Genomic DNA, 20,779 nt, shown 5'->3' on the forward strand with positions numbered 1-20,779 from the left:
CTCCGACCCCGAAGCCGGAGAACCCGTCCATGCCGAGCGATCACCAGAAGGAACCGTCAGTCATGAGGCCACGCGCCGGGAGCAAAGCCCTGATCCGCGAGATCAACGAAGCCCTGGTTCTCGACGTCGTCCGGGCGCACCGCCCGGTGGCCAGGGCGAGGATCGCCACCGAGACCGGACTGAGCCCCGCGACCGTCACCGGCATCACCGCGCGGCTGCTGGGCGCCGGGCTGCTCACGGAGACCGACGCCGTACGCAACACGGGAGGGCGGCCCGCCCGCCTGCTCGACCTGGGCACCGACGCGGTGGTCGCCGCCGGCGTCCGGCTGTCGGACACCGAGGCCTACGTGGTGCTGGTCGACCTGCGGGGCGAGGTCGTCGCCTCCCACCAGGAGCCGCTGACCTCCACCCGCCCGCAGGACGTCGGCGAGGGCATCGCCCGCGCGGTGGGCCTCGCCGCCGCGAGCAGACCCTCCTCGACCCTCATCGGCGTCGGAGTCGCCGTGTCGGGCGTGGTCGACCAGCAGAGCGGCGTCGTCCGGCACAGCGGATCGATGGGCTGGGAGGACGTCGCGCTCCAGCGCCGGTTGACGGCGCTGCTGGAGACGCCCGTCGTTCTCGACAGCTACGTCAACTCCGTCGCCTCCGGCCTGCTGCTCTTCGACGGGAGGCTCGCGGGCCGCGATCTCATGATCTTCAGCGTGGGCGCGAGCCTGGGCGCGTCCGTGGTGGTGCGGGGACGCGTCCACCGTGGGTTCAGCGGCACCGCCGGGGGCTTCGCCCACTCCTCCGTCGGCCGGGGCACGGGGCGGCCGTGCCACTGCGGTGCGGAGGACTGCCTGGAGACCTGGGCCAGCCACTGGGGCATCCGGCGAGAGCTGGAGCGGCGCGGCGAGACGGCGGGGAGCCTCGTCGGACGCGACGACGACGTCCTCGCGAGCGCCGCCGACTGCCTCGGCACCGCCGTCGCCAACGCCGCCAAGATGTTCGGCCCGGAGCGGGTCGTGCTCGCCTTCACGCCCGAGATGAACGTTCCGGCGCTCACCGCCCGGACCGAGCAGGTGTTCCGACGGCAGTACGCCCACGGCACCACCCCTCCCCCGGCTCTGGAGATCGCCGCGACCGGGCCCTCCGGTCACGCCTCCGGCGCCGCCTACACCGTCCTGGCGCAGCTCTTCACCGCCGGCACCTCCGAGGCGGAGACGACCGGCGCCCGCAGCACCACCCTCACGGTCGGCTGAACCCGGGCCGCCGGAAGCGCCGCGCGGCCGTGGGCGGTCGGCCGTCACACGGCCGCCTCCGCGGCGAGCAGGTCGCGGGCCAGCAGCCCCGCGCCCAGACACCCGGCGGCGTCCCCGAGGGACGCCGGGACGATCCTGGGCGACATCTGGAACGTGACGCGGTCCGCCACGGCCGCACGCAGCGGTACGAGCAGGGTGTCGCCGGCCTCGGCGAGGCCGCCGCCGATGATCACGGTGCGGGGATCCAGGACCGTGAGCGCGGTGAGCAGGCCGTCGGCGAGCGCGTCGACCGCCGCCCGCCACACCTCGGCCGCGGTCTCGTCCCCCGCCTCGACGGCCAGGGCGCAGGCGGCGGCGTCCGCTGCGGGGTCGCCGCTCGCCGCCGCCCAGGCACGGCCGATCGCGGCGGCGGAGGCCAGCGCTTCCAGGCAGCCGCGCCGACCGCAGTCGCACAGCGGGCCGTCGGGGCGGACGACGATGTGGCCGAGCTCGCCGGCGCGGCCGCCGGCACCGGCCTCGATGCCGTCGTCGATGCCGATCGCGGCGGCGATGCCGGTGCCGAGCGACACGTACAGGAACCGGCCGGTGCCTCGGCCCGCCCCGATGCGGCCCTCGGCGAGGCCGCCCGTGCGCACGTCGTGCCCGAGCGCGACGGGGATCCGCCCGAGCCTGTGCCGGAGCAGCCCCCGCAGCGGGACGTCCCGCCAGCCGAGCTCGGCGGAGTGGACGGCGACGCCCCGCTCCTCGTCGACGATGCCGGGCACGGCGATGCCCGCGGCCTCCGCCGCCGTGCCGAAGCGCGTCCGGCCGTGGTCGCGCAGCTCCTTCGCGAGGTCGAGGACCGAATCCACGACGGCGTCGGGCCCCCGCTCGCGCCGGGTGGCCCGCCACGCCGCGTGCACCACCGCCCCGTCCGGACCGACCAGGGCCGCCTTCATTCCGGTACCGCCCACAGCGAGGGCGATGACATGTCTCACGGGAGCACTCTCGGTTGAGGGCGCCTTCCCCTCGGGGAGGGGAAGGCGCCCTGTCAGGGGTTGTCAGGAACTCATTGCCCGGCGGGCCGGGTGAGGTCCAGGACGCGGATGTCGTCGTGGTGGACGACGCGCGTCGGGACGTCTCCCTTGTCGAGCGACTGGCCGGGGCGGTAGAGCCCCCACTTGAGGTAGCCGAAGTCCGCCGGGTTCACGGGGTGGAAGGTCTTCACGTTCTCGTACGTCTGCCGGAGCGTGAACTCCGCTTCGCCCGGCATCCGGGAGGAGACCTTGTAGTAGCCGGTGTTGTCGTCCGTCCACTTCACGTCCACGCGGAAGCGCATCCACTTCCCTATGTGGGGGCGGAAGTCGTCGACCACGGTGGCCTGGAGGTTCAGGGTCGGCGACCGGAAGGCGATGCTGTTCCGCTTGGTCATGAGGTAGAAGGACGGAAGGTTCCCGCCCGCGTGCTTCCCCTGGAAGATGATGTCGCCGGCCTCGGAGTCTCCGGGCGCGTACGTCTTCCAGTCCTTCAGCAGGACGCTGAACTCGTACCGCTGCTCGTCGCCCACCACGAACTTGCCCTCGTGGACGTCGTTCGTGGCGCTCTCGCTGCGCGGGGCTCCGTCGGAGACGTAACCGGGATCGCCCAGGGTCACCTTGTGGGCGACGGCGTGGTCGGATCCCGCGTCGACGACGTACGACGCGTCGGGCGCGGTCGCGTGCGTCGTGGTCAGGTTCGGAATGCCGGAGTTCAGCCGGCCGTTCCGGTAGTCGATGGTCAGCAGGGTCGAGGCGGTGCTGTTGCTGCCGCAGGAGGCCTCCGCGGCCGGGGCGGCGCCGTCCTGCCCGGCCTGCGCGGTGGCCAGGCCCCCGAGGGTGAGCGTCCCGGCCGCCACCACGGCGATGACGGACCGCTTCGTCGACTTCTTCATGGTCAGCTCCCCGGCTTGTCGTCGATGCGGACGAGGTTGCGGCCGCGCATCGTGTAGAGCAGGCCGCGGCTGTCGGCGTTGACGTGCGGACCGCTGTACCAGCCGCCGTTGATCTGGGCGACGACGGTGCTGACGGCGAACGTCTTGGGGTCGAAGCGGAACAGAGTGGTGTCGGAGACGCCGTAGACGGTTCCTCGGCTGATGACCATGGCCGCGAAGCCGGGGCACAGGGCGCGGTGGTCGGCGGTGTGGATCACCCGGCGGATCGTGACGTCGACGACGAAGAAGCCGCCCTGCCGCGTGAGTCCGTACAGGTGCCGGCCGCGTACCGCCAGCGCCGCCACTCCCGTGGTCAGGGACGCGGGGAGGTCGAGGCGCCACAGCTCCCGCCCGGCGACCGGGTCGAAGGCGACGATCGTGCCACGCGGGCCCTTGGTGGTGGGGTTGTCGCCACCGAGGTACGCGACGCCGTCCCGGGTGGCGACGGCCCGCACCAGCTGGGCCGCGTCGACCGGGTTGATGTAGGCGGCCTTCTTGCCGGTCTTCGTGGAGTACGTCCACAGGGAGCCGCCGCCCTCGGTGTCGGACTGCGCGCCGACCAGCATGAGCTCGTTGACGGGGTCGTGGCAGACGTCGAGCGGACGGTTCTGTTCGCTCGGGAACTCCGCCAGCTGGTGGGGCTGCTCGTCGCGCGCGGGGTCGTACGTCCACATGCCCTGCGAGCTGTACTGGCCGGTGTAGAGCACCCCGTCCAACACCTGGGCGTCCTTCGCCTCGCCAGGCGCCCGGAGGTTGACCACCTTGCCGCTGCGCAGGTCGTGGCGTGCGATGCCGTTGTTACCGCCGACGTAGACGAACCGGTGGTCGGCGGCGATGCCCATCGTGGTCTGCGGGGTGACGGGCGCGCCCGCCGGCCCGAGGTCGGTGACGACGGACTTGCCGGTGGCCGTGTCGATCTCCGCGACGAAGCCGTAGCCCGAGACGACGGTCAGGGTGCCGTCGGCGTGGTCCAGGCCCCAGATCTCGCCGAGGTCGCCGTCGAACGGGACGGGGGTGACGACCTTCGTCGCCGTCGAGTAGGTGTGCAGGCCCGCGTCGGTGGCGAAGTGGATCAGGTCGCCGTGCGCGGCCAGGTTCTTGACCACCTTGCCGCTGGTGGTCGTCAGCGTGTACGAGGAGAGATCGGCCAGGTCCATGACGGCGAGCTTGGCGGGCTCGGTCGACCCCGAGGTGCTGACGGCGAGGCGGTCGCCGAAGACGGCGAGGTCGCGCAGGCTGGGGTCCTTCTCCATCTCCGGCGGCGTGACGTCGGCGAAGGTGCCCGCCGCCCGGTCGTACGCGTACAGCGAGGCCTTGCTCGCCCCGTCCCCGCCGGACAGGACGCTGCCGGCGCCGAAGAAGACGGTGGTGTCCGTGGCGGCGACGGCCCTGGCCAGGGTCGCCTTCGGGTCGGGGATGCCGAGCTTGGTCACCTTGCCGGTGCCCGGGTCGTACATCCACAGCGCGGGCGCCTTCCCGGGGATCCCGCCCACCGCGTACACGGTGCCGTCCGGGGCGACGGCGAGGTCGCGGATGTCGCGGTCCTCGGTCCGGCCGACGCCCACGGCGGGCTTGTCCGGGGTGGTCAGGTCCCAGCGGAAGATGTTCGGCTTACCCTCGTCGCCCTTGGTCAGGATGCCCGCGTACAGGTACCTGCCGGTGGGGTCCGCGACGAGCGTCTGGATCGAGTGGCCCACGCCCAGGACGGTCTGGGACACCACCTTGCGGGTCGGCAGGTGGAAGGCGATCACCTGGGTCGGTTCGAGGTTGCGGGACCCGATGTAGACGGTGTCACCGACCTGGAGCGCGCTCATGAGCGCGAACTGCTCGATGCCGGGGCCGAGATCGGTGATGCTGGTGCAGGCTCCGCGGGAGGTGGCCTGCGCCGGTGCGGTGAGCAGCGGGGCCGCGGCCGCGGCGAGCCCGAGGGCACCGCCTGCCACGAGCAGCTGACGCCTGCCCATCGACGGAGAGTGCTGCATGGGGGGACTCCTTTGGTCGTTGTGCGGGGACACAGAGCGGGGAGGAGCGAGAGAGCCGTGGTGAGGAGCTCACGGCAGGGGTGGCCGGTCCCCGGATCGACGGAATCCGGGGACCGGACGTGTCAGGCCGACGTCGCGAGGGCGGCGTGGTGCACGCCGTGCGCGAACGGTTCTCCGGCGCAGTAGCGCTCGACCTCGTCGAGCGCGCTGCCGGTGATCCGGTGGAGTTCGCCGCCCAGTGAGCCGGCGATGTGCGGCGTGAGCAGGACGTTCGGCAGGTTGTAGAGCGGGGAGCCGGCGGGGAGGACCTCCGGTTCGGTGACGTCGATGACCGCGCGGATCCGTCCGGAGACGGCTTCCTCGGTGAGGGCCTCGGTGTCGACGAGGGACCCGCGTGCCGTGTTGATCAGCGTGGCTCCGTCGGGCATGAGGGACAGCCGGCGCGCGTCCAGCAGGTGGTGGGTCTCCGGCAGGGCCGGCGCGTGCAGCGAGACGACGTCCGAGCGGGCGACGAGTTCGTCGAGGTCGACGTGGCGGGCGCCCAGTTCCGCGGCCTGCGCGGCGTCGACGTGGGGGTCGGCGAGGAGCAGGTCGAGGTCGTAGGGCCGTAGCAGTTCGAGGACCTTGCGGCCCACGAGGGACGCGCCGACCAGGCCCACGGTCCGGCGGTAGTTGCCGAACCCGGGGAAGTGCCCGGACCAGTCGAGGGCGGCGCGGTGGCGGCGGTAGAGGTCGCCGATGTCCAGGACCCGCTTGTTGGCGAAGAGGATCGCGGCGACCGTGTACTCGGCGACGGGGACGGCGTTGGCCGCGGCGGCCGAGGAGACCGTCAGTCCGCGGTCCCAACAGGCCTGTGTGACGTGGTGCTTGACGCTGCCCGCCGCGTGGACGATGGCCTTGAGGGCCGGGGCCCGGGCCAGGACCTCCTCGTCGATGACGGGGCAGCCCCAGGACGTGATCAGGATCTCCGCGTGCTCCAGGGCCGGTTCCTCGGTGAGGTCCTCGGCGACGTGGTCCGGGTCGATGTCGACGTACGCCGTCAGACGCCGGATCTCGGCGGGTCCGAACAGCGCGTCCCGGTGGCGCCGGCCCATGGCGAACAGGGCGCGGGGGCGGGGGCGGGGGCTGGTGGTCGCGGGCAGGGTCCCGGTCCCGGTCCCGGTCTCGGTCTCGGTCTCGGTCAAGGTCGAGCGCATGGGGGAATTCCTCACGGTGGCGGCCTACTTGACGGCGCCGGCGGTCATGCCGGACTTCCAGAACCGCTGCAGCATCAGGAAGAGGACGATCAGCGGGACCACGGCCACCAGCGAGCCGACGACGGCCAGCAGATAGTCCTCGGGATGGCCCTGCGAGAGCGCGGACGAGTACCAGACGTACAGACCGAGGTTGACCGGGTACAGGTCCTGGTCGGACAGCATCACCAGGGGAAGGAAGAAGCTGTTCCAGATCTGGGTGAACTGGAAGAGGAAGATGGTCACGAAGCCGGGCGCGATCATCGGGAACGCGATGCGGCAGAAGGTCCGGAACTCGCCGGCCCCGTCCATCCGCGCCGCTTCCAGGACTTCGTCCGGCACGTAGGAGGCGCTGAAGACCCGCGCCAGGTACACACCGAACGGGAAGACGAGTCCGGGGATGAACACGCCCCAGAAGGTGTTGACCAGGCCTGCTTTGGCGGCGAGCAGGTACAGCGGGATCGCCATCGCCGTGCCCGGCACCATCACGCCGAGCAGGACGAGCGAGAACAGGCGCTCCTTGCCGGGGAACGCGAGCTTGTCGAAGGCGTAGCCGGCGGCGATGCTGAACACCGATGCCAGGAGGGCCCCGACGCCGGCGTACAGCACCGTGTTGATCAGCCAGCGCACGTAGATGCCGTCGCCGGCCGTGAACAGGTGCCCGAGGTTGTCGGCGAGGTGGATGTCGTCGCCGAGGGCGAAGCCGTTCGTGCCGAACAGGTCCTCGCGGCTCTTGGTGGAGGACAGCAGCAGCCAGGTCAGGGGCAACAGGGTGTAGAGGGTGGCGAGGCCCAGCATCGCCGTGACCCCGGCCTTGGACAGCAGGGCGGACGGTGACTTCGCGGCGCCCTTGCGCCTTCGAGGTGCCGGCCGGCGGCCGGACGGCGGCGGCGTCTCGGCCGCGCGGGCCGGAGCGTCGAGTGTGGAGGACTTGGTCACGACGTGCTCCCGCGGCGTGAGATACGGGTGACGGCGAACGACAGCACGGCGGCGAACAGGGCGATCAGCAGCGAGGCCGCTGCGGCCAGACCGAAGTCGTTGTTCTGGAAGGCGGCCGTCTGGACGTACATGTTGGGGGTCCAGCTGCTGCCGATGGCGCTGGACGCGTTGTAGATGACCTTCGGCTCGGTGAAGAGCTGGATCGACCCGATGACGGTGAACAGCACGGCGAGGGCGATCGCGGGGGCGATCATCGGGACCTTGATGGACAGGGCCGTGCGCACGGCGCCCGCGCCGTCGACCTTCGCGGCGTCCAGCGTCTCGCGGGGCACCGCCTGGAGGGCCGCGTAGAAGATGACCATGTTGTAGCCCGTCCATTCCCAGACGGCGATGTTGGCCGTGGAGAACACGGCGTTGTCGACCGACAGGAAGTTGATGTCGAAGCCGCCGGACTCCAGGAGGTCGATCACCGGGCTGAGGCCGGGCGTGTAGAGGTACACCCAGATCAGCGCGGCGATCAGTCCCGGCACCGCGTGCGGCAGGAAGAGCGCCAGCTGGAAGAAGGACCGGGCCTTGGCCAGACCCGAGTCGAGCATCAGGGCCAGGACCAGCGATCCGCCGATCATCACGGGGATGTAGATCGCGCAGTACGCGACGATGACGAGGAACCCGTCGCGGAACGCCTCGTCGGAGAGCGCGCGGGCGTAGTTGCCCAGCCCGCTGAAGACGTTCTCTGTGCCGCCGAACCCGAGGCCGGAGGTGCGGGTGGTGAACAGGCTCAGCCAGGCCGCGTAGAGCAGCGGGGCGAGGGTGACGGCCGCGAACAGGCCGAAGAACGGTGTGAGGAGCAGTGCGGCGGTCCGGCGCTGACCTCGGGCGGATGGGCTTGCCATACCGGCCTTCCTTGGGTGGGGCGGGGAGAACGTGGTGCGAAGGGGGAGGGGAGGCGGAGCCGGGGTCGGCCCGCCGCGCGGGCGGGGCCGACTCTCCGGGCCGCGGGCTCGGGGCTCCGGGCTCCTACGGGCTCGGGGCTGAGGGCCGCGGGCCGCGGGCTGCGGGCTCGGGGCTCCGGGCCGCGGGCTACGGGCTCCGGGCTCCTACGGGGCGGTGACCGTCAGGCCGCGCTGCTTCATCTGCGCGACCGTGGCCTGCTCGGCGGTGGCGAGGACACCGGGCAGGGTCACCGTGCCGTCGGCGACCTTCGGAAGCTGGTCCACGATGGCCGTGTTGGTGGCGCCCATGACCGGGCCCCACGTCCAGCCGGGCCGGGTGGCGTCGTAGGACCGCGACATGAGGGAGTAGATGTCCTGGCCGCCGAAGTAGTCCGTCTTGAAGGCCGCCTTCGTGACCGGGACGAGCTTCGGGTCCGCGGGGAACATGCTGCTGGTGCCGGTCGAGACCCAGGCCTTCATGCCCTCGGGGTCCGTGGTGATCCACTTGATGAACTCGGCGGCGGCACCGCTGTTGTCGGATCCCTTCGGGATCACGAAGGTCGAGCCTCCGTACATGCCCGAGGCCGGCTTGCCGTCCCAGGTCGGGACCGGGGCCACGGCCCACTTGCCCTTCTGGTCCGGGACGGTGGCCTGGTGCGCCCCGGCGCACCAGCTGGCGCAGACGTAGGCGACGGTCCGGCCCTTCTGGACGCTCGTCCAGAACGGGTCCAGCTGGCTCAGCGAACGGACGAGGTCCTTGCGGGCGAGGTCGCCCCAGTAGGCGGCGACCTTCTTCGACGGGGCGTCGTCGAGGGTGACCTTCCAGGCGTCCTTCTCGGCCGAGAACCACTGACCGCCGGCCTGCCAGGAGAGCGCGCTCAGGAGCCCGGGGTTGTCGGTGTACAGGACGCCGCCGCGGGCGGCCGGGTCGGCCTTCTTCACCTGCTCGGTCATGTTCCGGTACGCGTCCCACGTGGTGGGGACGGCGATCTTGTGCTGGGTGAAGAAGTCCTTGCGGTACATCATCATCAGGGGCGCCGCGTCACGCGGGACGCCCCAGGTCCTGCCGCCGAGGTCGACCAGCTGCCGCGCCGCCTCGGGGAAGCGTTCCTTCACGACCGGTCCGAGCGAACCGCTCAGGTCCTCGATCTTCCCCTGGGCCGCGAACTCCGGCAGGTGCGGGTACTCGACCACCGCGACGTCCGGCACGGTGCCGGCCTTCACGGCGTTGGTGAGCTTGGAGTAGTACTCCTGGCCCGAGGGGACGGTCTCGAAGGTCACCTTGATGTCGGGGTGGCTGCGGTTGAACGCCTCGGCCACCTTGTCGGAGCCCTTGAGGAAGGACCAGAAGGTGACCTCGCCGGTCTTCTTCGTCGCGGTCGAGGAGGCACCCTGGTCCGCCTGTCCGCACGCGGTGGCGAGGAGGGCGAGGGCTGTGACGGAGCCGGCCAGGACAGCCGTGGTTCTGCGAAGCATGATGTGCACCGATCGTTCGCTGGGGCGTCGAACGGAATCATTCGCCAGTAAACATGCTTCGTCAATGCTTCGTTCTTCATTTGATGTGAAACGAAAGGAAGTGAAAGCTAGCCACGGCCGTCCCGACGGCTCCTACGCGCGCTTCCCGGGTGCCGGGGAGACCCGGCTAGAGGCCCGCACCCGCAGCTCGGGGCGGAGGAGCAACTCGGCGAGGGGTGCTTCCGGGTCGGCGAGGCGGCGGCGCATCAGATCGACCGCCCACGCCCCCACGGCCCTCTTGGGCGGCGCCACGGCGGTGAGCGGCACATCGCTCAGCTCGGCGACCTCGTCGTCGTACGTCACGATCGCCAGGTCCTCCGGGACGCGCAGCGCGCGGGCCCGGAGGAGGCCGACCAGGGTGACCGCGTCGAGGTCGTTGTGGACCAGGGCGGCCCGGACGTCACCCGCCTCGACCGCCCGCACCAGCTCCTCGAACCACTGCGGGGACGCCTGCCCGTCGGTCGAGGCGATGCTGTACTCCGGGCCCGTCGCCAGCCCGAGAGCCTGGCAAGCCGCCGCGTAACCCTCGCGGATCAGGGGGGTGTTGGGGCTGTCCGCCCTCGCGACCAGGGCGATCCGCTCGTGCCCCAGCTCCGCGAGGTGCCGGACGGCCAGGCCCGCGCCGTGGGCGTGGTCCGACGCGACCTGCTCCAGCCGCCCGGCCTCGGCACCGGGGCGGCGGTCCACGAGGACCACCGGCACGTCGAGGCCGGCGAGCCACTTCTCGGTACGGTCCACGGGTTCGAGTCCGGCGTGCAGCATCAGCATCAGACCGTCGACGCCGGCCGCGACGAGCCGTCCCACCTGCTCCTGGTTCTCCGCCAGCGTCTCACCGGACACCGCGAGCACGATGCGCGCGCCGTGCGTGCGCGCCGCGTCCTGCACCCCTCGGATGATCTCGGGGTAGTAGTAGTCCCCCGGCGGCACGACCAGCCCCAGGGCCTGCTCCTGCCGCGCGGCCTGCCGGGGCGCGGCGGGGGCGGCGACGTCGGCCGCCTGCGCCGCGGTCGGCGACATGGCACCTCCGTGGACGCGGACGAGCAGCCCCCGGCCCGCCAGGTCCCGGACGTCCTGGCGGACGGTGACGGCGGAGACGCCCATCTCCTCCGCCACGTCCTTCACCTTGATCGCTCCCCGGCGCTCCACCAAGCGCAGGAGGGCCTCACGCCGCTCTTCAGCCAGCACTGACGTGCCCCCTCTCGTCGCGAGCGAAGCCATCTGCTTTCACTCGACAAACGAAAGGTATCAACCAACACGTGACACGTGTCCGTGTCACCGCTGGGCTCTCGAACGCCAGAAGCTTGCCATCCTCAGTGTGTTTACGTAAACATACCTACCGCAGGCCCTCCCCGGCCGCGACAGCGCGCGCCCGACCACCTCCAGCACAGGAGCACCCGCACATGCCCCTTCTCCAGATCGACGACGGCGGCTTCACCCTCGACGGCGAACCGTTCCGGCTCCTGTCCGGCGGGCTCCACTACTTCCGGGTCCATCCCGAGCAGTGGGCGGACCGGCTGCGCAAGGCCCGGCTCATGGGCCTCAACACCGTCGAGACCTACGTCCCCTGGAACCTCCACCAACCGCGGCCCGGTGAGTTCAGGACCGACGGAGGACTGGACATCGCGGCGTTCCTCGACCTCGCGGCCGCCGAGGGACTGCACGTGCTGCTCCGCCCCGGCCCGTACATCTGCGCGGAATGGGAGGGCGGCGGCATCCCCTCCTGGCTGCTCGCGGAGCCGGACATACGCCTGCGCACCCGCGACCCCCGGTTCCTCGCCGCCGTCGACGACTACTTCGACCGCCTCCTCACCCCCTTGCAGCCGTACCTGGCCAGCAGGGGCGGCCCGGTTCTCGCCGTCCAGGTGGAGAACGAATACGGGGCGTACGGCGACGACACCGCCTACCTGGAGCACCTGGCGGACTCGCTGCGCCGCCACGGGGTGGACGTCCCGCTGTTCACCTGCGACCAGCCCGCCGACCTGGAGCGCGGCGCGCTGCCCGGTGTCCTGGCCACGGCCAACTTCGGCAGCCGGTCCGCGCAGAGCATCGCCGAGCTGCGGGCCCTCCGGCCGAAGGGTCCGCTGATGTGCACCGAGTTCTGGATCGGCTGGTTCGACCGCTGGGGAAGCCGCCATGTCGTCCGCGACGCCGGCCACGCGGCGCAGGAGCTGGACGAGCTGCTGGCCGCCGGTGCCTCCGTCAATTTCTACATGTTCCACGGCGGCACCAACTTCGGCTTCACCAACGGCGCCAACGACAAGCACACCTACCGCCCCACCGTCACGTCGTACGACTACGACGCCCCGCTCGACGAGGCCGGCGACCCGACCGAGAAGTTCGCCGCCTTCCGCGACGTGATCGCCGCGTACGCGCCGGTCCCGGCCGGCCCCGTCCCGCCGCCCGGCCCGAAGCTCGTCCGGACGGCCGTGCCCCTCACCGAGAGCGCCGGCCTGCTGCCCTGCGCCGAGGCCCTCGGCGCCGCCGTCGCCGCACCGCGGCCGCTGACCATGGAGCAGCTCGGTCAGGACTTCGGGTTCGTCCTGTACGAGACGGTCCTGGCGTCGGCGGGGGCGGGCCTGCTGGAGGTGGAGCACGTCCGGGACCGCGCCCAGGTCTTCGTCGACGGGGTCCCGGCCGGCGTGCTGGAACGGGAGAGCCACGAGCACGCCCTGGCCTTCACCGCCCCACGGGCGGGCAGCGTCCTCGCCGTGCTGGTGGAGAACCAGGGGCGCGTCAACTACGGGCCGGGCATCCACGACCGCAAGGGCCTGCTGGGCCGGGTCCTCGTCGACGGCGACGAACCCACCGCGTGGACGAGTCGGCCGCTGCCGCTGACCGATCCGGCCGCGCTGCCGTTCGCGGCGGGTACGGCTCAGGCCGGGCCGACGTTCCACCGCGGCTCCTTCGAGGTCGACGAACCGGCCGACGCCTTCCTCCACCTCGACGGCTGGACCAAGGGCAGTGTGTGGATCAACGGGTTCGCGCTGGGCCGCTTCTGGTCGCGCGGCCCCCAGCGGTCCCTCTACGTCCCGGCGCCCGTCCTGCGCCCCGGCACCAACGAGATCGTCGTCCTGGAGCTGCACGCCTGCCACCGCGCCCGGACCGTCGAACTCCGCGAGAGCGCCGACCTCGGCCCCACCGAGGAGTAGCCCCCGGCGGCGACGCACGAGAGCCGGGCTCCGACCAGAGGGTCGGAGCCCGGTTCCTTCCGCGTCAGCCCAGGCGGAGCTGCTGGCTCGTGCCGCCGTCGCAGGTCCGCTGTACGGCGGGGGCCCCGGCGGCGGTGGATCCGCCGCTCACGCCCAGGCACTTGGCGCTGTGCCGGGCGGTCAGCGTGACGTACCCGTCGCCCGTGCTCCGCGCCGCCCACTCCTGGTTGCGGCCGCCGTTGCACGCGTACTGGAAGACCTCCGCGCCGTCGGCCGTGGACTCCCCGCTCACGTCGAGGCACTTGCCGCTGTGGCGGGCGACGACGGTCACGTAGCCGCCGCCGGTGGGACGCAGCGACCACTGCTGGTTCGTGCCGGTGTTGCAGCCGTACTGGACGACGGCCGCGCCGTCACCGGTCGAGGCGTTGACGACGTCGAGGCACTGGGAACTGTGCCGGAGGGAGAGCGTCTTCCAGACGTCGGGTGCCGTGCCGGCGAAGGTCCAGGACTGGTTGCCGCCGGTCGTGGGCTGGTAGACGCCGACGGGCGCGCCGTCGGCCGTCGAGGCGCCCGTGACGTCGAGCAGCTTCCCGGTGGCGCTGTTGATGAGGGTGCTGTGGCCGTCGCCCGTGGTCGAGCGGATCCACTGCTGGGCGGTGGACGATCCGGACGAGGCGAGGACCAGGGCGCCGCCGGAGACGGAGAGCGCCTTGCCGGACTTGACGTGGGTGAGGCGGTAGGCGGCGGTGTTCCCCCAGTCGCCGGCGGACAGCTTGGTGAAGGTCCACTGCTGGGCGGTGTCGGCCGGTGCGGGGGTCTGCTGCACGACGGTGCTCTTGCCGCCGACGGTGACGACGGAGAGGGCCTTGCCGCTGTGGTCGTTGAGCAGCCGGCGCGGCGTGCCGGTGGGGGCGGTGGTCGCCGTGGTGTTCACGCCGTCGACCGTGGGCAGGACGAACGTGGTCACGGAGCCGGGGCCGACGGTGGCCTTGAGCGTCCGCCCGGCGACCGCCGCGTCGCCGTCCCGCTGGAGGTTCTTGCCGGCGTCGGTGGTCCAGCGTTCGACGGGGCCGTCGGCGGCCGTCTGGAAGCCGTCCAGGTTCAGGGTGAGCTCGCGCGCCTCGCCGGTGGGGTTGGTGTGGACGACGACCGTGCCCCCGCCCGGCCGGACCGCCGCCAGGGTCTGCGGGTCGTCGGTGTTCATGACGCGTGCGCCGGGGCGGACGAATCGGCTGTAGTTCGCCATCGCCCAGTACTTCTTGTTCTTGCGCAGGGGCTCGGTCGCCGTGTTCTCGGGGGTGAAGTCCGTCTGGATCAGGCCCCAGTTGGAGTTCTCGCGGGACGGCGTCATGTTCTCGTAGTCCTCGACCGCCTGCCACAGGACCCAGGCGCGCGGCTCCAGCTCGCGCACGTCGTCGTTGATGCGCTGGGCGAGGTCGAGGGCGGGGCTCATGGAGGTGAAGCTCTGCGGGACGCTGCCGCCGAGATCCACCTCGGACATCCACAGCGGTGTGGCCTCGCCCTTGGCGATGTCCCGGGCCCCGGTGCGGCCGTTCGTGCCGTAGGTGTGCGTGTTGAGCCGTCCGACCGCGTCGCGGACGGCGGGGGCGTACGACTCCCAGTCGGACCGGAACTTCTCCGGGTTGGTCTCGTCCATGGCGGCGATGGGGGTCGTCACGCCCTGGGCGTCGAGCGCGGCGCGCAGCGTGCTGATCATGCGGGCCTGGGAGGCGCGGTCCCAGTGCGAGCCCTCCTGGCGTCCTCCGGCGTGCCAGTAGTCGGTGTCGGGCTCGTTGACCGGGGAGACCGAGTCGAAGGTGACGCCGGTGGCGGACTGGGCCCGCTGGAGGGAGCCGGTGAGGTAGGCGGCGAACCGGTCGTACTGGTCGGAGCGGAGGTTGTCCTGCCAGCCGTTGGCCGCGCCGGACGCCAGGCCGCTCTGGGTCATGAAGTACGGGGCGGAGTTGGAGAACGCCTCGAAGGTGGTCGCGCCGCGCGCCTTGGCGGCCGAGACCCACCACTGCTGGTTCGCGTCGGCGGTGGGGTTCCAGTGGTCGGGGCGGGCCGGGTCCCACCAGTCGGGGGCCTCGGCGCCGGGTCGGTTCCAGTAGCCGGGGACGGCGCCGCCGGGTCGCATGTAGGGGGTGGTCTCGGGGCTGTCTCCGCCGCCGATGTTGTACCGGGCGATCGTGAAGCCGAGGCCGTCGGCGCCGTAGAGGGCGTCGGCGAGGGCGTTGCGCTGGGCGTCGGGCCAGCCGCCGGTGACGTTGGCGAACCAGGCCAGTGCGGTGCCCCAGCCCTGGAAGGCCGGGTGCTGGTAGCTCGGGTCGAGGCGGACGGTCAGCGCCGCGGCCGGCGACTCCGCGGCGGCCGCCGGGGACGAGGCGGGCCCGACCGCGGTGAGGGCGGTCGTCGCGAGGGCCGTGGCCGCGCCCAGGGCGACGAGGCTCCTGGACGGGCGGGAGGAACGCGATCGGGGCCGGGGCGACGCCGGTCGGTGACGGATGGGGAACACGGACTGCTCCTTGAGGGCTGGGAGGGGGCGCGGCCGGACAGCGGGAAGGGGGGGCGCGACCCAGGGCGTACGGGCCGGCGGCTGCGGTGCCGCCGGCCCGGTCGGGTGCGCGGACGGTCAGGCCGCCGCGCGCCGCCACTTCTGGTTGTCGCCCGCGTTGCAGGTCCACTGCTCAAGGGCGGTGCCGTCGCCCGTCGACCAGTTCACGACGTCGAGGCACTTGCCGCTGTGCCGGGCGACGAGTTCGACGTAGCCGGCCGCGTCGGTCGTCCGGACCTTCCACTGCTGGGAGGTGGAGCCGTTGCAGGTGTTCTGCACCGCGAACGCGCCGTCCGCGGTCGAGGCGCCGGCGATGTCGAGGCACTTGCCGCTGTGCCGGGCCATGATCTGGACGTACCCGGTGCCCAGCTTCTTGATCCAGAAGTTCTGGTTGACGCCTCCGCCGCAGCCCCACTGGATCAGCTGCGCGCCGGCGTTCGTGTCGAAGTTCGCGACGTCGGCGCACTTGCCGCTGTGGCGGGCGGACAGCGTCTCCCAAGCGACGTTCATCCCGGTCACGGTCCCGGCGGCGGTGTCGACGGTGATCTGCGGGGAGTACTCCATCGTCATGGAGGTGTCGGTGGGGAAGTTCAGCGGCAGCCAGACGTACTGGGAGTCGTTGACGGTGCCGCCCATGGAGTTGCCCCAGCGGTCGCCCATGTAGAGGTAGCTGGTGCCCTTGGTGCCCTGGACCGGCAGGACGTAGGCGGTCTGGCTGCGGTAGGTCGTGGAGTCGCCCACGTCCTTCAGGTCGGTCCAGGAACCGGTGATGCTGCTCGCGGTGGCGTACTTCTGCTGGTTCGGGGACCAGCCGGTGGCGCCGGAGGTGAGGAGGAAGTAGACGCCGTTGCGCTTGAACATCGCGGGCGCCTCGCGCCACTGCCCCGACCACAGCTTCTGGACCTGGGACTCGATCCCGGTGTAGTCGGCGGTCAGCCGGTACACGTGCAGGTCCGCGTTCTCGTTGGCGGCCGAGATCATGTAGCCGGTGCCGTCGGTGTCGACGAACGTCGTGATGTCACGGGACATGTGCCCGAGGGGCCGGAAGCTGCCGCGCCAGGTGTAGTCGCCGTCCACGGTGGACGAGACGGCGACGGCGGCGCGCGCCTCCCCGTAGTCCGAGCCGTTCTCCTTGTGCATCCACATCACGAACTGTCCGGTGGCGCTGTTGTACACGACCTTCGGGCGCTCGATGTTGGCCCAGTCCAGCTCCGGGTCCGAGGCCTCGGTCAGGACGTGGTTGCGGAACTCCCAGGTCTTCAGATCGGTGGAGCGGTAGGCGGAGACGTACCGGAAGGTGTTGTCGGCGTTGCGGTTCTCACCGAACCAGTAGTAGTACTCGCCGACCTTGACGACGCCACCGCCGTGGGCGTGCACGGCGCTGCCGTCGGGGGCGGTGAACTGGGTCCCGTTGGCGAGGGTCACCGGGGCGGCATAGGCGGTGCCCACGGCGGCGAGAAGGGAGAGGAGGAGGGCGGAAAGGGCGGAGAGGACCGCCGCCGTTCCGGAGATCTTGAGTCGCATGTCGCGATACCTCGTGGTCTTCGTCGGACCGGGCGCTCCGCGCGGGCAGCGCGGACTCCGACCGCTGGGGGTCCGGAGCAGGGGGGCGCCCGGGAGAGATGGCCGACCGGTGGGGACGTACGGTCGGCCTCTGAGAGGGGGTGGCCGGTCGATCCGGACCGTCCCGATCACCGGATCTACGTAATGTTTTCGTAAACACGGCGTGACCGGAAGTGTGTGAGGCCTGCGGGACGCTGTCAAGGACTTGGGCGGAGACGGGCCGGGTTTTTGACCCGGCGGCGTGTTTGCGTCAACATTCAACAGCGGGAGCGCACGACGCGCGCACGCGCCAGGCCTCGGGAAAAGCGGGAAAAGGCGGTCGACTGTGGCGGAGAAGGCGGCGAGAGCACCTCGCTCGCGCACACCCCGGAAGTGGCCCTCCATGGCCGAGGTCGCGGCGAGGGCGGGTGTGTCCTCCCAGACCGTCTCCCGTGTCGCCAACAACCACGACAACGTGGACGAGACGACCCGCGCCAAGGTGCTGGAGGCCATGCAGGCCCTCGGCTACCGCCCCAACGCGGCGGCCCGGGCGCTGGTCACCGGCAAGTTCGGGGCGCTGGGCGTGGTCAGCTTCGACGTCGGCGCCCACGGCAACGCCCGGACGCTCGCGGCCATCGCCGACGCGGCCCGCGAGGCCGGCTTCTCCGTGAACTTCATGGGGATCCGCGCCCAGACCGAAGCCGCCGTCCAGCAGGCCTTCCGGCACCTGATGCTGCAGTCCGTCGACGGCATCGTGCTCATCGAGTCGCAGATGCTGGACACGCCGTCGCTGCGTCTGCCGCCCACGATGCCGGTGGTCGTCGCCGACGGCGACACCGGGCACCGCTACCCCAACGTCGACTTCGACCAGGCCCGCGGCACCGCGAGCGTCGTCGGCCACCTCCTCGACCTGGGCCACCGCACGGTGCACCACGTCAGCGGCCCGCGCGACTCCTTCGCGGCCCGGCGGCGCTCCGAGGCCTGGGAGCGCACCCTGGTCACGGCCGGCGCGCCCGTACCCCCGACGCTGTACGGCGACTGGAGCGCCGAGTCCGGCTATCTGGCCGGCCGTACGCTCGCCGAGGCCCCGGACGTCACGGCGGTGTTCGCGGCGAACGACCAGATGGCGCTGGGCGTCCTGCGCGCCATGCGCGAGGCGGGGCGGAAGGTGCCGGACGAGGTCAGCGTGGCGGGCTTCGACGACGTCCCCGAGGCCCCGTACTTCGAACCGCCGCTCACCACCGTCCACCAGGACTTCGACGTCGTGGGACGGCACTGCGTGACCCTGCTCCTGGAGCAGATCGAGCACCGCGCCAACGGCCCGCACCGCCTCGCCGTGGAACCCACCCTGGTGGTGCGGGGCAGCACGGCACCCCCGCCCGCCTGACGCCCACGCGCACGACCGCTCACCCGCCCGCCTGACGGCCCACACGCACGACCGCTCGTCCGCCCGCCCGACGCCCACGCACACCGCCGCCGCCCGCCCACGCATCCGTGGGCGGGCTTTCCCGCGTTGTCCACGACGGCGTCCCGGACCGCCCCGACCGGCCGTCGTGTCCCCGATCGTCATCTGAATCGTCTCTGTTCGCTACCGCGCTGTGCTTGACGCCCGTCTCACGGTGGTGCCACCATCAGGCCATCGATGATTACGTAAACATGGCTCATCGGATCAGTCTTCTTCCGGCCTGTCGGCCCTGAGGCTCACGCCTCCACCCCTCCGTTCCCGACCGGTCGGTCAACGACGCAAGGACCCACCATGACGCTCCTGTCGACGTCCGCACAGGCAGTCCCACCACCCCGGCCACGACGCCGCCGCCCCCTGGGTCGGTACGCCCTCACCGGATGGGGATTCGCCGGCCCGTTCGTCGCGGTCTTCGCCCTCGTCTTCCTCGCACCGATCGCGTACGCCGCCTACCTGAGCCTCTTCAGGGACCGGCTGATCGGCGGCAGGTCGTTCGTGGGCGCGGACAACTACACGCAGGCCCTGACCGACCCGCGGTTCTGGGACGGGCTGGCCCGGGTCGGCCTGTTCCTGGCGGTCCAGGTGCCGGTGATGCTGGGCATCGCGCTACTGGTCGCCCTCGCGGTCGACAGCGGCAGGCTCTACGGGAAGTCGTTCTTCCGCGTCGGCGTCTTCCTGCCCTACGCCGTCCCGGCCGTCGTCGCGAGCCTCATGTGGGGTTTCATCTACGGCACCCAGTTCGGCCTCGTCGGCAACGTCAACGAAGCGTTCGGCCTGTCGCTTCCCGACCCGCTCTCTCCCCCGTTCGTACTCGCCTCGATCGGCAACATCGTGACCTGGGAGTTCGTCGGCTACAACATGCTGATCTTCTACTCGGCCCTCAAGGTCGTGCCCCGCTCGCTCTACGAGGCCGCGGCCATCGACGGAGCCGGGGAGTGGCGGGTCATCGCCTCGATCAAGCTCCCCGCGATCCGCAGCGCCCTCGTCATCGCCACGATCTTCTCCATCATCGGCAGCTTCCAGCTCTTCAACGAGCCGAGCATCCTGCAGAAGCTCGCGCCCAACGCGATCACCAACGACTTCACTCCCAACCTGTACACGTACTCGCTGTCCTTCGCCGGCCAGCAGCACAACTACGCCGCGACCGTGGCCATCGTGATGGGCGTGATCACCGCGATCATCGCCTACACGGTCCAGCTGCGCGGCATGCGGAAGGGCTGAGCCGATGACCACGTCCCTCACCACCACGGCCTCCGACTCCGCCGCCCCCTCCTCCCCCGGCCGCCGCGTCGCCGCCGCTCCGGCCAGCACCCGCGGGTCCGGGACCGGTACGGCGAAGCGCCGGGGGCGACTCCCCCACACGCCGCTCCACCCCCGCCCCAGCGTGCCGCTCACCCTCGTGACCGGCCTGGTCCTCCTCTACACCCTGCTCCCGCTCGGCTGGCTCGTCGTCAACGCCACCAAGGACCAGAACGGGCTGTTCGACTCCTTCGGGCTCTGGTTCGCCGACGAGTCGCACTTCTGGGACAACGTCAGCCGCACGCTCACGTACGACGACGGCGTCTTCGTCCGCTGGCTGCTCAACACCCTGCTGTACGTCGCCGCCGGCGCGGGCGGCGCCACGGTCCTCGCCGTCCTCGGCGGATACGCCCTCGCCAAGTACGAGTTCCCGGGCCGCCGCGCGGTCTTCGCGGTGGTGCTCGGCGCCGTGGCCGTACCCGGCACCGCCCTCGCCGTCCCCACCTTCCTGATGTTCAGCAACATGGGGCTGACGAACACCCCGTGGGCGGTGATCATCCCGTCGCTGATCTCGCCGTTCGGGCTCTACCTGATGTGGGTCTTCGCCGCCGAGGCGGTACCCGCCGAGCTCCTGGAGGCGGCGCGCATCGACGGCTCCGGCGAGCTGCGCACCTTCTTCACGATCGCGCTGCCGCTGCTGATGCCGGGGACGGTCACCGTGCTGCTGTTCTCGATGGTCGCGACGTGGAACAACTACTTCCTGCCGCTGATCATGATCAAGGATCCCGACTGGTACCCGCTGACGCTCGGCCTGAACGCCTGGAACGCACAGGCCCAGACGGCGGGCGGCGAGGCCGTGTTCGACCTCATCATCACCGGCTCCCTGCTGACGATCGTGCCGATCGTGGCCGTCTTCCTGCTGCTCCAGCGGTACTGGCAGTCGGGCCTGGCCGCGGGCAGCGTCAAGGAATGACCCCGCCGCTCCCTTCTCCTTCTCCCTCCCCTTCTCCTTCTCCCTCTCCCTCCTCCCTGCCGCATCACCGA

15 protein-coding genes are annotated in these 20,779 nt (G+C 71.5%); 5 read left to right on the plus strand and 10 right to left on the minus strand.

The features are described 5' to 3' along the window. Nucleotides 1–62 precede the first annotated feature (62 nt). Nucleotides 63–1,241, plus strand: a complete 1,179-nt coding sequence (locus ACFC0G_RS08595) for an ROK family protein (protein WP_376399285.1) — start codon at nt 63–65, stop codon at nt 1,239–1,241. A 44-nt stretch (nt 1,242–1,285) separates the two neighbouring features. Here the strand turns inward: ACFC0G_RS08595 and ACFC0G_RS08600 are convergent, their stop codons facing one another. The 8 genes from ACFC0G_RS08600 to ACFC0G_RS08635 all read right to left on the minus strand — a co-directional run bounded on the left by ACFC0G_RS08600 (nt 1,286) and on the right by ACFC0G_RS08635 (nt 10,974). Then, nucleotides 1,286–2,218: an ROK family protein gene (locus ACFC0G_RS08600; protein WP_376399287.1), complete on the minus strand. Its 933-nt coding sequence runs from the start codon at nt 2,216–2,218 to the stop codon at nt 1,286–1,288. Between the two features lie 71 nt (nt 2,219–2,289). After that, the gene (locus tag ACFC0G_RS08605) at nt 2,290–3,150 is read right to left on the minus strand and encodes a heparin lyase I family protein (protein ID WP_376399289.1); all 861 of its coding nucleotides are present in this window, start codon (nt 3,148–3,150) and stop codon (nt 2,290–2,292) included. A 2-nt stretch (nt 3,151–3,152) separates the two neighbouring features. Continuing rightward, entirely contained in the window at nt 3,153–5,171 is a 2,019-nt protein-coding gene (locus ACFC0G_RS08610; RefSeq protein ID WP_376399292.1) for a PQQ-binding-like beta-propeller repeat protein, read from the minus strand. Nucleotides 5,172–5,293: 122 nt separating this feature from the next. Beyond that, on the minus strand, nt 5,294–6,265 hold the full coding sequence (locus ACFC0G_RS08615) for a hydroxyacid dehydrogenase (RefSeq protein ID WP_376399536.1): 972 nt from the start codon (nt 6,263–6,265) through the stop codon (nt 5,294–5,296). 126 nt (nt 6,266–6,391) lie between these two features. Beyond that, nucleotides 6,392–7,342 (minus strand): carbohydrate ABC transporter permease, encoded by a 951-nt coding sequence (locus ACFC0G_RS08620; RefSeq protein ID WP_376399295.1) that lies wholly within the window; start codon nt 7,340–7,342, stop codon nt 6,392–6,394. Next, nucleotides 7,339–8,235, minus strand: coding sequence for a carbohydrate ABC transporter permease (locus tag ACFC0G_RS08625; RefSeq protein ID WP_376399298.1), 897 nt, complete (start codon nt 8,233–8,235; stop codon nt 7,339–7,341). Before ACFC0G_RS08625 ends, ACFC0G_RS08620 begins: the two co-directional genes overlap by 4 nt. 204 nt (nt 8,236–8,439) lie before the next feature. Next, nucleotides 8,440–9,750 carry an ABC transporter substrate-binding protein gene (locus ACFC0G_RS08630; RefSeq protein ID WP_376399302.1) on the minus strand — a complete coding sequence of 437 codons (1,311 nt, stop codon included), beginning with the start codon at nt 9,748–9,750 and terminating at the stop codon, nt 8,440–8,442. 132 nt (nt 9,751–9,882) lie between these two features. Further along, nucleotides 9,883–10,974: a substrate-binding domain-containing protein gene (locus tag ACFC0G_RS08635; protein ID WP_376399304.1), complete on the minus strand. Its 1,092-nt coding sequence runs from the start codon at nt 10,972–10,974 to the stop codon at nt 9,883–9,885. Between the two features lie 215 nt (nt 10,975–11,189). On the opposite strand from ACFC0G_RS08635, the gene ACFC0G_RS08640 reads away from it, so the two are divergent. Further along, nucleotides 11,190–12,938 (plus strand): beta-galactosidase, encoded by a 1,749-nt coding sequence (locus ACFC0G_RS08640; protein ID WP_376399306.1) that lies wholly within the window; start codon nt 11,190–11,192, stop codon nt 12,936–12,938. 64 nt (nt 12,939–13,002) lie between these two features. Here the strand turns inward: ACFC0G_RS08640 and ACFC0G_RS08645 are convergent, their stop codons facing one another. Continuing rightward, a complete protein-coding gene (locus ACFC0G_RS08645; RefSeq protein WP_376399309.1) occupies nt 13,003–15,453 on the minus strand; it encodes an RICIN domain-containing protein in 2,451 nt (816 codons plus the stop codon). Between the two features lie 117 nt (nt 15,454–15,570). Continuing rightward, nucleotides 15,571–17,016, minus strand: coding sequence for an RICIN domain-containing protein (locus ACFC0G_RS08650; RefSeq protein ID WP_376399312.1), 1,446 nt, complete (start codon nt 17,014–17,016; stop codon nt 15,571–15,573). A gap of 421 nt (nt 17,017–17,437) precedes the next feature. On the opposite strand from ACFC0G_RS08650, the gene ACFC0G_RS08655 reads away from it, so the two are divergent. From ACFC0G_RS08655 to ACFC0G_RS08665, 3 genes are all read left to right on the plus strand, one after another. Further along, complete coding sequence (locus tag ACFC0G_RS08655) at nt 17,438–18,421, plus strand: LacI family DNA-binding transcriptional regulator (RefSeq protein WP_376399314.1); 984 nt, start codon at nt 17,438–17,440, stop codon at nt 18,419–18,421. Nucleotides 18,422–18,790: 369 nt separating this feature from the next. Further along, nucleotides 18,791–19,717, plus strand: coding sequence for a carbohydrate ABC transporter permease (locus tag ACFC0G_RS08660; protein ID WP_376399317.1), 927 nt, complete (start codon nt 18,791–18,793; stop codon nt 19,715–19,717). Between the two features lie 4 nt (nt 19,718–19,721). Next, entirely contained in the window at nt 19,722–20,708 is a 987-nt protein-coding gene (locus tag ACFC0G_RS08665) for a carbohydrate ABC transporter permease (protein ID WP_376399319.1), read from the plus strand. The last annotated feature ends 71 nt before the right edge of the window (nt 20,709–20,779 follow it).

The sequence above is a fragment of the Streptomyces sp. NPDC056169 genome (genome assembly GCF_042268445.1).
Lineage (GTDB): Bacteria > Actinomycetota > Actinomycetes > Streptomycetales > Streptomycetaceae > Streptomyces.

What these genes read in the sequence shown, in the direction of transcription:
- ACFC0G_RS08595 (WP_376399285.1), top strand. Translation starts at nt 63, where the DNA reads ATGAGGCCACGCGCCGGGAGCAAAGCCCTGATCCGCGAGATCAACGAA.
- ACFC0G_RS08605 (WP_376399289.1), bottom strand. Translation starts at nt 3,150, where the DNA reads ATGAAGAAGTCGACGAAGCGGTCCGTCATCGCCGTGGTGGCGGCCGGG.
- ACFC0G_RS08610 (WP_376399292.1), bottom strand. Translation starts at nt 5,171, where the DNA reads ATGCAGCACTCTCCGTCGATGGGCAGGCGTCAGCTGCTCGTGGCAGGC.
- ACFC0G_RS08615 (WP_376399536.1), bottom strand. Translation starts at nt 6,265, where the DNA reads ATGGGCCGGCGCCACCGGGACGCGCTGTTCGGACCCGCCGAGATCCGG.
- ACFC0G_RS08625 (WP_376399298.1), bottom strand. Translation starts at nt 8,235, where the DNA reads ATGGCAAGCCCATCCGCCCGAGGTCAGCGCCGGACCGCCGCACTGCTC.
- ACFC0G_RS08630 (WP_376399302.1), bottom strand. Translation starts at nt 9,750, where the DNA reads ATGCTTCGCAGAACCACGGCTGTCCTGGCCGGCTCCGTCACAGCCCTC.
- ACFC0G_RS08640 (WP_376399306.1), top strand. Translation starts at nt 11,190, where the DNA reads ATGCCCCTTCTCCAGATCGACGACGGCGGCTTCACCCTCGACGGCGAA.
- ACFC0G_RS08650 (WP_376399312.1), bottom strand. Translation starts at nt 17,016, where the DNA reads ATGCGACTCAAGATCTCCGGAACGGCGGCGGTCCTCTCCGCCCTTTCC.
- ACFC0G_RS08655 (WP_376399314.1), top strand. Translation starts at nt 17,438, where the DNA reads ATGGCCGAGGTCGCGGCGAGGGCGGGTGTGTCCTCCCAGACCGTCTCC.
- ACFC0G_RS08660 (WP_376399317.1), top strand. Translation starts at nt 18,791, where the DNA reads ATGACGCTCCTGTCGACGTCCGCACAGGCAGTCCCACCACCCCGGCCA.
- ACFC0G_RS08665 (WP_376399319.1), top strand. Translation starts at nt 19,722, where the DNA reads ATGACCACGTCCCTCACCACCACGGCCTCCGACTCCGCCGCCCCCTCC.